The organism is Microcystis sp. LE19-8.1F (genome assembly GCF_027531715.1).
Classification (GTDB): Bacteria; Cyanobacteriota; Cyanobacteriia; order Cyanobacteriales; family Microcystaceae; genus Microcystis; species Microcystis wesenbergii_A.
The window spans coordinates 1-13,980 of record NZ_JAPZSO010000036.1; the positions used below are offsets into that span (position 1 = coordinate 1).

The 13,980-nt window shown below is 44.4% G+C and carries 14 protein-coding genes and 2 pseudogenes; 12 read left to right on the plus strand and 4 right to left on the minus strand.

Translation table 11 applies throughout. The annotated features are described in order from the left end of the window. The first annotated feature begins 390 nt into the window (after positions 1 to 390). A complete protein-coding gene (locus O9334_RS04170; protein WP_287999531.1) occupies positions 391 to 1,767 on the plus strand; it encodes an MlaD family protein in 1,377 nt (458 codons plus the stop codon). Positions 1,768 to 1,855: 88 nt separating this feature from the next. On the opposite strand, the gene O9334_RS04175 is transcribed toward O9334_RS04170, so the two are convergent. Both O9334_RS04175 and O9334_RS04180 read right to left on the minus strand, forming a co-directional pair. Then, the gene (locus O9334_RS04175; RefSeq protein WP_045362483.1) at positions 1,856 to 2,077 is read right to left on the minus strand and encodes a type II toxin-antitoxin system HicB family antitoxin; all 222 of its coding nucleotides are present in this window, start codon (positions 2,075 to 2,077) and stop codon (positions 1,856 to 1,858) included. A 225-nt stretch (positions 2,078 to 2,302) separates the two neighbouring features. Beyond that, on the minus strand, positions 2,303 to 3,052 hold the full coding sequence (locus O9334_RS04180) for a choice-of-anchor C family PEP-CTERM protein (protein WP_287999533.1): 750 nt from the start codon (positions 3,050 to 3,052) through the stop codon (positions 2,303 to 2,305). A 278-nt stretch (positions 3,053 to 3,330) separates the two neighbouring features. Here O9334_RS04180 and O9334_RS04185 point away from each other — a divergent pair. From O9334_RS04185 to O9334_RS04225, 8 genes and pseudogenes are all read left to right on the plus strand, one after another. Beyond that, positions 3,331 to 3,613 (plus strand): annotated as a pseudogene (locus O9334_RS04185) (IS1/IS1595 family N-terminal zinc-binding domain-containing protein); the annotation flags it as partial. A gap of 1,145 nt (positions 3,614 to 4,758) precedes the next feature. Further along, entirely contained in the window at positions 4,759 to 5,190 is a 432-nt protein-coding gene (locus tag O9334_RS04195) for a DUF29 family protein (RefSeq protein ID WP_045362481.1), read from the plus strand. 7 nt (positions 5,191 to 5,197) lie between these two features. Beyond that, positions 5,198 to 5,440 (plus strand): DUF5678 domain-containing protein, encoded by a 243-nt coding sequence (locus O9334_RS04200; RefSeq protein WP_190381378.1) that lies wholly within the window; start codon positions 5,198 to 5,200, stop codon positions 5,438 to 5,440. A gap of 36 nt (positions 5,441 to 5,476) precedes the next feature. Then, the gene (locus O9334_RS04205) at positions 5,477 to 6,490 is read left to right on the plus strand and encodes a WD40 repeat domain-containing protein (RefSeq protein WP_287999534.1); all 1,014 of its coding nucleotides are present in this window, start codon (positions 5,477 to 5,479) and stop codon (positions 6,488 to 6,490) included. 46 nt (positions 6,491 to 6,536) lie between these two features. Continuing rightward, positions 6,537 to 7,109: a Uma2 family endonuclease gene (locus tag O9334_RS04210; RefSeq protein WP_287999536.1), complete on the plus strand. Its 573-nt coding sequence runs from the start codon at positions 6,537 to 6,539 to the stop codon at positions 7,107 to 7,109. Between the two features lie 16 nt (positions 7,110 to 7,125). Next, positions 7,126 to 7,941: a DUF4351 domain-containing protein gene (locus O9334_RS04215; RefSeq protein WP_287999538.1), complete on the plus strand. Its 816-nt coding sequence runs from the start codon at positions 7,126 to 7,128 to the stop codon at positions 7,939 to 7,941. A 152-nt stretch (positions 7,942 to 8,093) separates the two neighbouring features. After that, entirely contained in the window at positions 8,094 to 8,435 is a 342-nt protein-coding gene (locus O9334_RS04220) for a hypothetical protein (protein ID WP_045362468.1), read from the plus strand. A gap of 33 nt (positions 8,436 to 8,468) precedes the next feature. After that, positions 8,469 to 8,723 (plus strand): annotated as a pseudogene (locus tag O9334_RS04225) (DUF4351 domain-containing protein); the annotation flags it as partial. Positions 8,724 to 8,728: 5 nt separating this feature from the next. Here the strand turns inward: O9334_RS04225 and O9334_RS04230 are convergent. Beyond that, the gene (locus O9334_RS04230) at positions 8,729 to 9,535 is read right to left on the minus strand and encodes an MlaE family lipid ABC transporter permease subunit (RefSeq protein ID WP_287999541.1); all 807 of its coding nucleotides are present in this window, start codon (positions 9,533 to 9,535) and stop codon (positions 8,729 to 8,731) included. Between the two features lie 68 nt (positions 9,536 to 9,603). Continuing rightward, positions 9,604 to 10,581, minus strand: a complete 978-nt coding sequence (locus O9334_RS04235) for a phosphate ABC transporter substrate-binding protein (protein ID WP_080754359.1) — start codon at positions 10,579 to 10,581, stop codon at positions 9,604 to 9,606. Positions 10,582 to 10,687: 106 nt separating this feature from the next. Between O9334_RS04235 and gpmI the strand changes: the two genes are divergently transcribed. The 3 genes from gpmI to O9334_RS04250 all read left to right on the plus strand — a co-directional run bounded on the left by gpmI (position 10,688) and on the right by O9334_RS04250 (position 13,742). Then, positions 10,688 to 12,286: a 2,3-bisphosphoglycerate-independent phosphoglycerate mutase gene (gene gpmI, locus O9334_RS04240; RefSeq protein WP_287999543.1), complete on the plus strand. Its 1,599-nt coding sequence runs from the start codon at positions 10,688 to 10,690 to the stop codon at positions 12,284 to 12,286. 505 nt (positions 12,287 to 12,791) lie between these two features. After that, positions 12,792 to 13,025 carry a preprotein translocase subunit SecG gene (secG, locus tag O9334_RS04245; RefSeq protein ID WP_002736485.1) on the plus strand — a complete coding sequence of 78 codons (234 nt, stop codon included), beginning with the start codon at positions 12,792 to 12,794 and terminating at the stop codon, positions 13,023 to 13,025. Continuing rightward, the gene (locus O9334_RS04250) at positions 13,026 to 13,742 is read left to right on the plus strand and encodes a peptidase (RefSeq protein WP_287999544.1); all 717 of its coding nucleotides are present in this window, start codon (positions 13,026 to 13,028) and stop codon (positions 13,740 to 13,742) included. The last annotated feature ends 238 nt before the right edge of the window (positions 13,743 to 13,980 follow it).

Below are 13,980 nucleotides of genomic sequence, written 5' to 3' on the forward strand. Positions count from 1 at the left end.
GGGGGGTGGGGGGGGGGGTGGCGCCGTATTTTGGGGGGTGGCTGGGCGGGGGTGTGTTTGGTGTGTTGTGTGTGGGGGGGGGGGTGGGGGGCGCGGGGGGGGGGGGGGTTGGGGGGGGGGGGGGGGGGGGGGGGGGGTGTGGGGGGTGGGGTGGTCACTGCGTGCGCGTTGCGGGGGGAAGTGGGGAGAATAAATAAAAATAATCTCCTGAATCCTGAATCCTGAATCCTGAATCCTGACTCCTGACTCCTGAATCCCGACTCCTGAATACTGAATCCTCACTCCCGACTCCTGAATACTGACTCCTTGACTCTTGCCTTCAGAAGCTGATCACTGAAATCCCACGATTTCTCCTGTAAGATACTTTTTAGAGATGAGGAGTAATTATTTATGGAAGCTGGCGGTTCACAACGAGGGATTTCCCCAACTCTGCGGCAAAGTGGTATCGGTTTAATGTTACTGACATCGGGGGGAATATTAATCTGGTTTATCGCCTGGTTAAGTAATTTTAGCTTCGGGGGGCGCAGTTATCGAGCCAGCTTCCTTTTTCCTAATGTGGGTGGCATGATGGTGGGAACCCGCGTCGGTTATCGGGGAGTGAGAATCGGGCAAGTGACGGCAATTACCCCAGAACCGGAGGGAGTCGCCGTAGAAGTGGAGATTTCGCCAGCAGATCGCCTAATTCCCAGTAATTCCCTCATCGAAGCCATTCAATCCGGTTTAGTGGGTGAAACCACGATCGATATTACTCCCCTGCAAGCTTTACCCGTCGGTGGTGTTAAAGAACCCCCTTTGAGTCCTAACTGCAATGGGGAGGTGATTATCTGTAACGGTTCCCGTTTACAAGGGCAATCGGCGCTAAATGTCAATACCTTGATCAGATCTTTACTGAGAATTTCTAATCTAGTTAGTGATCCCGATATGGTGGCCGGATTTCGTTCTTTTACCCAACGCGCTGCCAATGCCTTGGGGGGACTCGATCGCTTTAGTGGTGAGGCAACCACCGCTTTAAGTGAGGTACGTCGCAGCGGTACTCTAGGTAAACTTAATTCGGGGATGAGATCTCTAGAATCCTTACCCCAAGTATCCGGTTCTCTCGATCGCCTTTCTAGTGATCTTTCTGGTGTCGGGGGATTGAGTCAGGAAGCGACTACTTTACTGAGAAGTTTACAGGGAAGTGGCGGCCTGAGAAATTTAGACGCTACTCTAGTAGAGGCCCGAAAAACCCTGCTTTTGGTGGGCCAAACTACCGAAGAACTGCGGGTTTTTTTGGCAGCCAATCAAAATCGTTTAATTGCCACTCTCGATAGTATCAAAACTACCAGCGATCGCCTACAAACTACTCTCGCTGCTTTGGATCCCATCCTGACGGAAGTGCAGAAAAGCCAAATTATCGAGAATTTAAACACTATTTCGGCAAATGCTGTTAAATTAAGCGAAAATTTAGGCAACTTTACCGCTTATCTCTCCGATCCTGCCACTGTTGTCACCCTACAGCAACTCCTCGACTCCTCTCGTGCCGCTTTTGCCAATCTTCAGAAAATCACCTCGGATGTGGATGAAATTACCGGTAATCCGCAACTGCGACAGGAAATTATCCGTTTAATTCAGGGTTTAAGTCGTTTGGTTTCTTCTAGCGAACAACTACAGCAGGAATTCGCCCAAGGTCAAGCAATGACAAGAATGGCCGCCCAAATTGCGACAATAGCCCCAAATCCCGCCCCTAATACCCCAGAAAAAGACGCTAAAAAACCTGAATCTGAGTAGCAGAATTTGGGGTTGGGGGTTGGGAAAAAAAAGTCTGAGCATTTGTACTAAATTTTTCAAGACCCAGTTTAAATACACAACAGTTTGCCTAATTTTTTATCATAGCTAAATGAGGAATTTCTTCACCATATTTACGATAACTTTCTTTAACGCCTTCCCAAGCTAAAATTAATTGATTGAGTGCTGTTTGGGGGCGATCAGAAAAAGCGGAAACGCTAGGAATTTCTACTAAGTATGCTATCCAATCTCCCTCCTCATCTCGGAAGATATTAATGCTAAAACCGTTAAAATCATCGGTTTTTGACTTCATTTTCTTCCTCATGTATTTTTAAAAATTGTTTAACTTGATCAGCTTTTGCTTCACCGTTTTTTGTCGGTTGAATAGATAGACGGACGGGTGCATCTCCTATTTGTGACTTTCTCTCACATATAGGTGAGCAGCAGAAGTTATCAAAAAAGGGCGAAGGCAATTCGCCCCTACAATATATTTAATTTAACCCACCTACTTTGGATGGGTTAAAAAGATCAAAAGAGATTAAGACTGACGTTTTAAAGCAGAACCAATTCCTAATACTCCTAAACTCAATAATCCTAGAATTGATGAAGGTTCGGGAATAGAAGTAGGAGTAGGAGGAGTAGAAGAAAGCATCACCGAGACATTATCCAACGCAGGACCTGCACCAGTTAAATTTATACCGGCAAACTGAATTGTTGTGCTTGTGCTGGTAGCGACAAAACTCCAGGATTTTTGCACCCATCCCATATTATTAGCGCTTTTTCCTGATGCGTCAAAGTCAAAATCAGCAAAAGTTCCTGGATCTGTGCTAACCCGCAGCACCTTAGGATTAACACTGAGGTCGGTGTAATTACCAGCTAGATCAAAAGTAACTTGATAGGTCTCACCGATTACTGTGGTGATAACTTGTGATACTGAACCAGGACCCGATCCATTCAGATCAATACTTCTAACACCATCAGCAGCGTCCCACAATGTACTTATATAATCAACTGCGGGAAATGAGTTGCCGCCAACCGTCCAGCCTGTAATTGATGTCGTGTCACCACCAGATAAACTTAGAAAACCACCAATTGGGGTAGTTGTAAGGTTACCAGGTGGGATGGGCACACCGTTTTCAAAACTGCCATTTGTGATCAAATTTACTGCTTGTACAGGGGTGACTATCAAAGCACCCACCGCAAAGACAGAGGAAGCAATTGAGAGTTTTAATAAGCCATGCTTAGCTAAACCCCCAAGATTAGTTAGTTTTGCTAATTTTTGAGTCATGATTAACAAGTTCATCTTTGTAAGGATACCTAAAGCGTAGCAGGGGAAAAGATTAAAAAAGATGAAAAAATGATTAACTTTTTCCTAAAGAAAGATGGGGGAGCATCTCACCTCTGCCATAAGCATAAATGCTCAATGAGGTAAGAAAAAAGTTAAAAAATATGGTAATAATTTGGTAGTAGTGGTGTAGCCCTCTTGCTTATCCGGTATGAAGTGTGTCAAATATTTATTAATAAAAATAATTGGCTCAAATCAGTCCTTAAACCTCTAGCTTGATCATGACTTTTCTGATAAATATCTTTTTGTGGATCGTGTCCAGCTTACTTAAATATCAGCCTAGCACAGAACAAAATCCCCCCTTCGCCTCTATTTACTTGTCCGGCGTTGTGGTTCTCACCATACTATCAAGAATGGTTCTATTCATAATGGGAAACCCAAACGTCAATGTCAAGAATGTGGTCAACCGTTTGTGCTCAATCCCACTAATAAAACTATCTCTCCCGATACCAAACAATTAATCGATCAACTCTTGCTCAAACGAATTTCTTGACGAGGAATTACTAGAGTAACAGGGGTAAGTTGGTCATGGTTACAAAATTATGTCAACGTCTCGACCCTTCGACGTAGCTCAGGGTTAACTCTTCGGCGTAGCTCAGAGGCCACTTCGCTCGACGTTGACCCATCCCGAAGCCGAAGGGTGGTCTTTGGTTTTTTCTAAGACGATAAAACTGTATATTTGACTGGCAATTGATATAGAAGATAGGAGTCGCCAATCAGCCAAAAAACTTTGGAAACTGGTCAAACTAATCCTATTGAAAGATTAAATAATACCTTTCGACCAAGGATTTCTCGGCTGGTGAGAGAGAGTCTATCTTTCTCTAAAAAAATGGAGAATCACGTTGGGGAGCCCTTTGGTATTTTATCCATGACTACAATGCACAGCAAAGCAAAGGATTAAGCCTCCATCAATACTACCGAATCACCCCCCCGAACGGTTACGATGGCCTTAAATAACAGTTAAGTAGGGCTTGCTGAATAATGGTAAAACCCTTTTAAAATAAGGCTTTTGACCTGTTAAAATCCGATGTTCATGCTGCGAAAATAGGATTGGGACTTTCAAAAACCTTGCATTATCCTTCTTGTAGTACATAGCTTGGTACAAAAAACAAGGGCAACAAAGCGTGAAACGACCGGCTCCGTTCGGACATCGGGGTGAGCTTTTGTCGAACGCAAAAGCTCACGGCCGAAGCCTGACTCCCCAGACTCCTAACCCCACCAATACACTTTTTCAGCAAACCCTAAGTAGTCGAACATAAGTTTTCGCTGCTGTATAAAGTTTTGTAAATAGGGTAGAAAGCTGTATGCAACAGCAAAAACCGCCTATTTTACATTCCTTAACATAGTGTTGTTTATTTATGTCCGACTACTTAGGGAGCTTCTGGGACTTTCGGAAATCCCTGACCGAATCCAGATTCTGAAAGCCTTGGTTGACAAGTGATCGCTAACTTTTTTTCTAATAAAAACTCAAATTTCGGGTTTCTGTTAGTTAGCGATAGCTTGAAGGCTTACCCCATAAGAGAGCTAGAGTTTAGAGACTGTAAGACTTTTGCCAGACTCCCAGAAGAGCGTTAGTGAGGGATGAGCTTTTAGATAGAGAGACTTGTGGCAAGATATAATTAAGGGGTATTGAGGGAAGAAATTCGATTATGGAAGAACTTTTAGAATTAAAAGCTTTGCTCTTAAAAGGTGATATTAAAGGTTCACTGGCGATTGTAGAAGAACTTGAAGATATGAGCAAAAATGGGATTATTAGCACCATTCGTAGTTATGCTGTTATCTTATTACTGCATTTAATTAAACAACAGGCAGAAAACCGAACCACTCGTTCTTGGGATGTCTCCATTCGCAATAGTGTTAGAGAAATTCAACGCCAAAATAAACGCCGAAAAGCGGCAGGATATTATTTAAGTGATCAGGAATTAACAGACACTTTAAACGATGCTTATCTTAATGCTTTGGATGCCGCTTCTTTAGAAGTCGAAGCAGGTCGTTATCAATCGGAGCAAATAGAAGCTATAATTGACAAAAATAAACTGATTAGCACTGCTTTCATTCTGATCAAAAACGTCTCTCCCTAGAAAGATTATGACCAACTCAATCTCTAAAGAAAAAGCCCAAGAAATATTACGTTGGTTAAACAAAAATCGTGACAACGTGCTTGATTTATATAAAAATCAATACATTGACTATAATGAAAAAGGGGTGATTGCTCACGGTGAAAATTTACAGAATGTTCTGGAACAAGCCAACACAACCAATCAAGAATTTGTCATTTATCTTGTTCCTCCTTGTCGTTATTCTATGCAAATTTTACCCGTTCAAGTTTAAAGTAGTTTAAGTTGATTTTGACAACGGCAAAATTCTATGAAAATAACCCTTTATCAACCGACGTTATCGTTATTGTTGCTGCTGTTGCTATCGGGGGGTTGTGCAGTGAATCGGGAAAAAGAGAAAACCACCACTCCGCAAGCGTCTCCCCTAGCAGAAATCGTTCCTTGGCAGATGGTCGAACGGGTTACTATTTTAAAAGCCGATCAGGATCCCATCTATGCTTTAGCCATTAGTCCCGATAACTCCCTGCTGCTGAGTGGTAGTTTTGACGGTACTGTTAGGGAATGGGATTTAAAAACCCAAAAACCTCTCAGGACTTGGCAACTAGGTGATACCGTTAACGCTATCCAATTTAGTCCCGATGGTGAGACTTTCGTAACTGCCGATGCGGGGGGAAAAGTGCAACGCTGGAATACGCGCACGGGAAAATTAGAAATGACCTATCCTGGCCATGCTTTTCTCGTTACCGATGCCGCTATTTCTCCCGATGGCAAAATTTTGGCTACGGGTAGCTGGGATCGTACAGTCAAACTCTGGGATTTTCAGACGGGTAAACTGTTAAAAACCCTGCGCGGCCATCATCATCCGATTCAGGCGATCGCATTTAGTCCCGATGGTGAAGGAATTGTTAGCGCCGATTACGATGGCTTCGTTAAACTGTGGAAAGTGAGTACCGGTCGCTTTATTCGCGCCTATGCGGGTAATTTATTCCCCGTTTATCGGGTGCTTTTTTCCAAGGATGGTAATATCGCCGGTACTGCTAGTCAAGACGGTTCGATCCGCAGTTGGCAAGTGAAAAGCGGCATCGGCACCACGACTATTCTCGCCCATAACGACGCTGTTACCGATATGGCCTTGCTCGATGGGGGTACAGTTTTGGCCAGCACTTCCGGGGATGGAACTGTCAAATTTTGGGATGTTAATACCCGTCAGCGCTTGAATACCCTCAAGGGAAACGTCATCTTAAGAATGGTTGCCAGTCGGGATGGTCGTTGGTTAGTCACTGGAGATCAGGACGGTGCGATCGCAATCTGGCGGGGAATCTAATTGACTATAATTAAGACTAGAGTGTTTTCTAGGGCGAAATATAGCTATGGCAGCAGTGATTTTAAACTTAGATACAGTCAATCTCAGCGATGAGCAGTTTTACCGTCTCTGTCAAGTTAACCCAGATTGGCAACTGGAAAGAAACGTTCAAGGAGAATTAATTGTCATGCCACCTGTTGGGGGAATTAGCGGCAACCGAGAGGCCGATTTTATCATTGACTTAGGTATCTGGAATCGTCAAACCCGATTGGGTAAAGTCTTTAGTTCGGCGACGATTTTTCGTTTACCGAAGGGGGGAGATCGCGCTCCCGATGCCGCTTGGGTGAGTTTAACTCGTTGGCAAGCTCTGAGTCGAGAAGAACAGGAGAAATTTCCGCCTATTTGTCCCGATTTCGTCATTGAACTGCGCTCCCGTAGCGATTCCCTCCCAGAAATTCAGGCTAAAATGCAGGAATATCTCCACAGTGGTTTGCGATTAGGTTGGCTAGTTAATCCTCAACAACAACAAGTGGAAATTTATCGTCCTCAGCAACCCGTAGAAATTATAGAACTACCGGCTAATTTAAGCGGAGAGGATGTCTTACCCGGCTTTAGTCTATTTATCTCTATTTTTGAGTAAAATATAGTCAAGACTGATGTATGATTCCACTTGTAAATTTATCGCCCTGGAATATTCGAGAGATTTAGCCACTTGGTTATCAGGTAAACCTTTGGATTTAACCGAAATTAAACCCTCAGAGTTGTCGTTAGAGCCGATAAGAGCCGATGGTTTAATCTTTTTGGAGTCAGAAGAATTAATCTTACATATTGAGTTCCAAACCGACCCTAAAGAGGATATTCCCTATAGAATGCTCGATTATGCCACAAGACTCTATCGACGCTATCAAGGCCAACCTATCTATCAGGTAGTGATTTATCTAAGGAAAAGTACCTTACCCCTAGTCAGACAGAATGACTATCAACAGGGAAAAACTTATCATCAATTTGAGGTGATTAGACTATGGGAACAACCCTATCAACCCTTATTGCAAGCACCTGGACTATTGCCCTTTGCTATACTAGGTCAAGCTGAGGAGCAAGAGAATTTACTGCGGCAAATCGCCCAAAAAATCGAACAAATCAGCGACAGTCGAGAACAAAGCAATCTGGCTGCCTCCACCGCAATTCTCGCCGGATTAGTATTAAACAAAGACATCATTCAACAATTGTTGAGGAAGGATATTATGAAAGAATCTGTCATCTATCAGGAAATCAAAGGGGAAGGAAGACAAGAAGGAGAGGCTAACCTGGTTTTACGTCTATTAAATCGGCGTATAGGGGGCATTTCTGCCGAATTATCCGCCAACATCCCAAGTCTTTCTCTAGAAAATTTAGAAAACTTAGGAGAAGCTTTATTAGATTTCCAGTCAGTAGAGGATTTAGAACAATGGCTAGAAAATGAGCGTTTTTAACTAATTTACTGCGGTTATTTTTCTTCTATTAATTCCCTCTATTAAGTACCTAAGCAAAATTAATTACACATATCTAACCACCTCTTGCCTCCTGCCTTTTGCCTTTTGCCTATCTTCACTAGGAAATTAATTTTGCACGACTACTTATCATTATGTCAGATCATCAAGCTAGTTATGCCGTCAATGCAATGTTAGGTCGATTGTATTTGAAAAATAAGGCGTTTCAGTCCCTAAGTTTTGAAGAACAACAGTCGATAGTTTTAGACATAATTAAAGAATCATTCCTTTGCGATGTCAATATCGGCGAAATTCTCAGCAATGAGTGTTTTTCTGATTTTGACGATGTGGAAGAACAGAGAACTATAGCAACGATATTTCAAATTTGTTCCTACTGTGGTCAAGCATCAGCTAACCTACAAGACTATGGAGATAATTTTAGCAAAGCAGGAATTTGTTCCGATTGTCTTGCCAAATATTTCCCCGATGGATATTAGAGATAATTTAATCTCAACCTAGGGATAATCAATATTCAACAATTGTTGAGGAAAGACATTATGAAAGAATCTGTCATCTATCAAGAAATCAAAGAGGAAGGAAGACAAGAAGGAGCCGTCAATTTGCTTCTACGTCTATTAAATCGGCGTATAGGTGGCATTTCTTCCGAATTATCCGCCAATATCCAAAGTCTTTCTCTAGAAAATTTAGAAAACTTAGGAGAAGCTTTATTAGATTTTCAATCAGTAGAGGACTTAGAACAATGGCTAGAAAATGAGCGTTTTTAACTAATTTACTGTCCAAATAAAACCGAACTATTGCCAGATCCTTGGAACAAGATCCAAGTCATCAGCAGATTAGATACAAAAATCGCTAAGAGCATAGTGACTACGGCTGCGGTCGTAGCTTGGCCGACTCCTTTAGCACCGCCATCGGTCGTTAAACCCCAATTACAGCCGATAATCGCAATTAAAGCCCCAAAAACCACCCCTTTAACCGGTCCACTCAGCACATCTCCCACGCGCAGGAAACCGCGAACCGAGTCGAGAAAAACTGAATTAGCAATTCCGTATAAACTTTGGCCGACCAGCAAACCGCTACCTAAACCGATCAGTAACGCCATAATACTCAAAGCGGGAACCATCAGACAACAGGCAATTAAACGGGGCAGCACCAGATATTCCACGGGATCGGTTTTGAGCATATAGAGTGCGTCGATCTGCTCTGTCACCTTCATGGTACCGATTTCCGCCGCAAAAGCCGATCCTACCCGACCGGCTACCACGATCGCCATCATAATCGGACAGAGTTCCCGACCGAGAGCCAGGGCCAAAATTCCCCCCACCATACTGCCAGCGCCCAAAGCTTGGAACTCCCGGGCCACTTGGATAGTAAAGATCATCCCGATCACCGCGGCCGTGATCATGGCGATAATCAGCGAGGCGGGCCCGGCTGCCACCATTTGTTCTTGGGTGACGCGCCAATCGGGTTGGCGTGTGAATAGGAAGTAAAAAACCCTGCCGGTTAATAGTACCGCTAACCAACAGCGCCGAAACCAGGAGCTTAATTCCTTGCTAAAAATTGCCAATAAATCCTTCATCGCCCTCAAAATCGATCGGACTAGAGAAAAGTCTATCCTGTTTTGTCTTCTGAGTTAGTTTCCCTCGACTACTTTTGTAGGTCTTCATTGGCCCGAAAAATCGCTTCTTGACCACCACTAGAAGCCACAAAACCCATAAAAGCTTTGACCGCTTCACTAGCAGGTTCTTTGTAAACGTAGTAAAGGGTACGCTGCCAGGGATAATTAGGTTCACTGGCTGAAATTCCGTCCACAGCGAGCGCCCTGACGGTTTTTTGGTCGGCAATTTGGCTATAGGTTGCGTAACTAATGCCATTCAGTCCCAAAACTCGCAAAATTGGGGTAGTGGCATCCCTCTCCATCATTTTAAAATTAGTTCCCCTACCAAATTCTCCCCCTTGCAGCACTTCCTGACGAAAACTTTGATAAGTGCCACTAATAGGAGGACGATTAATCACTTGAATAGTAGCAGCAGAACCGCCCACCTCCGACCAAGAGGTGATTTTTCCGGTAAAAATATCTTTAACTTGGGCAGTGGTTAACCCCCCCGCAAAGGGGTTTTTTACTCCCACCACAATAGCGATCGCATCTCGAACGATCGGACTAGAAGCCAATCCCTGAGAGCGTTCCGACTCGGTTAAAGGTCGTGACACCGCCGCAATATCGATCGCCCCCCGGGCCACTTCCTCTAATCCCCTATCAGATCCTTGAGCATTTGTCAAGACTTCTACCCCCTGAAATTTGGCCGTTAAAGCGGCTTTTAAGGCTTGATTAATCTGTACCATACTGGTAGAGCCGTTAATGCGAATTGTCGTGCCACTGGGGATAGAAGTCGGTGGGGCAAAACTGACCACTCCCTGGGGTGAGGGGGGAGGGGGTAAGGGAGAGGAGGCACTTTCCGATACCGGCGGTTTTTGCGGACTTTTACTGCTGCCACAGAGAAAGAATTCTTTACCGGCGGCACATTGACTTTGCAGCCAGAAGTAACCCCCACCTAAAATGCCCGCAGTGGCTAAAAGAGCGATTATTAAAGCAGTTGTTTCGTTTTTTTGAGACATACCCATCATTTGCTGACATTAGGGGGTCGATCGCCCCGACACCGGTGATCAATGGAAGTTTCGATGATATTATCTTAGTGCATGGAAATCCACTCTTGATTTAGGACTGTATATCATGACCCACGCACCTATATCCCCAGTCGTGCTGGTTATCCTTGATGGTTGGGGTTATCGCCCGCAAAGGTCGGATAATGCGATCGCAATGGCGAAAACCCCGATTATGGATAGTCTCTGGGAAGTGTATCCCCACACCTTAATCCGCACCTCCGCTAAGGATGTGGGACTACCAGAAGGACAGATGGGCAACTCGGAAGTTGGCCACCTGAATATCGGAGCGGGGCGGGTTGTACCACAAGAATTAGTACGAATTTCCGATGCGATCGAAGATGGTTCGATTCAACAAAATCAGGCTTTATTAAAACTCTGCGGGGAGATTCGCCCCAAAAAAAGCAAATTACACCTAATTGGTTTATGTTCTGAGGGGGGAGTCCATTCCCATCTCGATCACTTACTGGGATTATTAGACTTAGCGAAAGTGCAAGGGATTAGCGATGTCTGCATTCATGTCATCACCGATGGTCGCGATACTAATGTCACCGACGGAATGCCAGCTATTAAACGGATTCAAGAACATATTAATAAAATCAGTCTCGGTCGCCTGGTGACTCTCAGTGGCCGTTATTATGCCATGGATCGGGATCGCCGTTGGGATCGGGTGGAAAAAGCCTATAACGTGATGACCAGTGATCAAGGTATCGACGGGCGATCGATTACTGAAGTATTACAGGCATTTTATGATCAAAATATTACCGATGAATTTATTCCCCCCACCAGAATTGCCCCGGGGGCGATCGAAGCGGGCGATGGGGTGATATTCTATAATTTCCGTCCCGATCGAGCTAGACAGTTATGTTATGCCCTGACTATGCCCGATTTTGAAGATTTCGATCGAGATTTAATTTCTCCGCTCAGTTTTGTCACTTTCACCCAATACGATCCGAAATTACCGGTAGATGTGGCCTTTGCTCCCCAGAATTTAAATAATATTTTAGGACAGGTGATCGCTCAACAGGGATTAAAACAGTTTCGTTGTGCGGAAACCGAAAAATATCCCCACGTCACCTACTTTTTTAATGGGGGGTTAGAAAAACCCTTTGAGGGAGAAGTGCGCGAATTAATTCCTAGTCCAAAAGTCGCCACCTATGACCAAGCGCCGGCCATGTCGGCAGCCGCGGTGACAGCAGCGGTCTCTGCGGCGATCGAACAGGGGATCTATAGTCTCGTGGTGGTCAATTACGCTAACCCCGATATGGTGGGTCATACGGGCATTTTAGACGCGGCCATGAAAGCAGTGGAAACGGTGGATCTATGCTTGGCTAAGTTGTTAAGTAGCATCAATAAATTGGGGGGAACAGTGTTAATCACTGCCGACCACGGTAACGCGGAAACGATGGTGGATGAGTCGGGTAATCCTTGGACGGCCCACACGACTAATCCCGTTCCTTTAATTTTAATTGAAGGGGAACAAAGAAAAATCCCCGGCCACGGTGGCGATGTGCAGCTGCGGGATGATGGTCGTTTAGCCGATATTGCCCCCACTATCCTGGAAATTCTCTCTATTCCCGTCCCAGTAGAAATGACTGGGCGATCGCTGATTAAACCGGCCGAAGTGGAAATTAAAGCCAGTCGCACTCCCGTCCGCATCTCGCTTTAACAGTGATCAGTAATCAGTAATCAGTCATCAGTGGAAATAATTAAAAAATTGGCTAATTAGGGTTTGCGGCAAAAAGTACGGGCGAAGCATTCGGATAGAAAATCTCCGGTTTCACCGATAGGTTATTGCCCGAATGCTTCGCCCCTACAGGACGCGGGCCGATGAAAACGCAAGGTTTGGAAGCACGATTCTCTCAAAATCTTGCACCTGTTTCGCGAAACAAGACCCTAAAACCCTTACCTCGTCTATATTTCACCATTATTCAGCAAGCCCTAATTAGCAGAAAAATGACCAATAAAAACCGCTCTCTAACAGTCATGGTGATCAGCAAATCTTATCGAAGAAAGGGCGTAGGGCATCTTTGAATGTAAGATAATGAACATTTTTCAGCCAATTTCCGAGAGAGCCATAAAAATTTAACACTTACCTCTGATAACTGATAACTGATAACTGATAACTGATCATAACTGCTATACTTTGTAATGGAAAATAGAGAGTAATAATCATGACAGTGGTGCTGGTAGTACAGATTATTTGGGCGCTGGCGGCGGCCTTTCTGGCGATTTTGGTGTTATTACACAGTCCCAAAGGGGATGGTATTGGCGGTATTGGCGGTCAATCACAGATTTTTACCAGCGCAAAAACGGCGGAAAAAACCTTAAATCAGGTGACTTGGGCCTTGGGGACGGTATTTATCACCCTAACTATTGTACTGAGCGCCGGCTGGTTAAATCGCTAAATGCTAAGAGGTCGGTTCTCTTTTCTAGGACTCGCAGCCTTGGCGAGTCTTTTGCTGTTTTCCTATTCTTTGATCGCCGACAGTCGATCGCTACCAGAGTTAAAAACCCATCCTTTACCCGCTAATTTAGCCCAATGGCAAGAGCAAAACCAGTCCGGGGATTATTTTGATGCTGTGGAAATCAGCCCCGTGGGGGCGTTGATTTGGTCGCAATTTCCCGTGAAGATTTACGTTCATAGCGATCGCAGTTCTTGGCTGAGTTTAGTACAACAGGCGATCGCTGAATGGGGGCAGTATTTGCCGATCGAGTTGGTAAATCGGGCAGAATTGGCCGATATCCTCATTAAACGAGAGTTACCGCCGTCGGGAGTTCGTTTTAATGCCGAAACCGGCAAGTTAGAACTGCCTCGGGTGCGTTCTGCCGTAACACAATACGAGATTTTTGTCAAGGAAAATCGCTTAACTCATCGGATGAGTATCCAGATTAGTCCTAATTTAGCCGATCGGTCGGCCTTAGCGGCAGCGCGGCACGAATTAGGTCACGCTTTGGGAATTTGGGGTCATAGTCCCCTGGAGACGGATGTGATGTATTTCGCTCAAACTAGAGATATTGCCCCGATTTCTAGCCGGGATATTAACACTTTAAAAAAGGTTTATCAGCAGCCAACTAAGTTAGGTTGGCAGATGGATCAGCTAGGGTATCTAATGCCTCGTTAAGTTAAACTCCCCATCATCGAAAATTTGGGTCTGAAACCCCGTCGTTCTACGACGGCTTTACTGTTAAATATTAGAACATTTACGAAATATATGCTAGAATGCTCAAGGGGTGACAAAGGGGTTCAAAGGTAATCAAGATAAAGACTCTAGCCAAATGAACCCAAAAGAAATAGAGTGGTTGAGACAACCACCCAAAATTTCAATATGTTACCATCATTCTATCAGGCCTGTTTACAAG

Bases quoted from the DNA above. Each gene is read 5' to 3' on its own strand.
- O9334_RS04170 (WP_287999531.1), top strand. From the start codon at position 391: ATGGAAGCTGGCGGTTCACAACGAGGGATTTCCCCAACTCTGCGGCAA.
- O9334_RS04175 (WP_045362483.1), bottom strand. From the start codon at position 2,077: ATGAAGTCAAAAACCGATGATTTTAACGGTTTTAGCATTAATATCTTC.
- O9334_RS04180 (WP_287999533.1), bottom strand. From the start codon at position 3,052: ATGACTCAAAAATTAGCAAAACTAACTAATCTTGGGGGTTTAGCTAAG.
- O9334_RS04195 (WP_045362481.1), top strand. From the start codon at position 4,759: ATGGAAGAACTTTTAGAATTAAAAGCTTTGCTCTTAAAAGGTGATATT.
- O9334_RS04200 (WP_190381378.1), top strand. From the start codon at position 5,198: ATGACCAACTCAATCTCTAAAGAAAAAGCCCAAGAAATATTACGTTGG.
- O9334_RS04205 (WP_287999534.1), top strand. From the start codon at position 5,477: ATGAAAATAACCCTTTATCAACCGACGTTATCGTTATTGTTGCTGCTG.
- O9334_RS04210 (WP_287999536.1), top strand. From the start codon at position 6,537: ATGGCAGCAGTGATTTTAAACTTAGATACAGTCAATCTCAGCGATGAG.
- O9334_RS04215 (WP_287999538.1), top strand. From the start codon at position 7,126: ATGTATGATTCCACTTGTAAATTTATCGCCCTGGAATATTCGAGAGAT.
- O9334_RS04220 (WP_045362468.1), top strand. From the start codon at position 8,094: ATGTCAGATCATCAAGCTAGTTATGCCGTCAATGCAATGTTAGGTCGA.
- O9334_RS04230 (WP_287999541.1), bottom strand. From the start codon at position 9,535: ATGAAGGATTTATTGGCAATTTTTAGCAAGGAATTAAGCTCCTGGTTT.
- O9334_RS04235 (WP_080754359.1), bottom strand. From the start codon at position 10,581: ATGATGGGTATGTCTCAAAAAAACGAAACAACTGCTTTAATAATCGCT.
- gpmI (WP_287999543.1), top strand. From the start codon at position 10,688: ATGACCCACGCACCTATATCCCCAGTCGTGCTGGTTATCCTTGATGGT.
- secG (WP_002736485.1), top strand. From the start codon at position 12,792: ATGACAGTGGTGCTGGTAGTACAGATTATTTGGGCGCTGGCGGCGGCC.
- O9334_RS04250 (WP_287999544.1), top strand. From the start codon at position 13,026: ATGCTAAGAGGTCGGTTCTCTTTTCTAGGACTCGCAGCCTTGGCGAGT.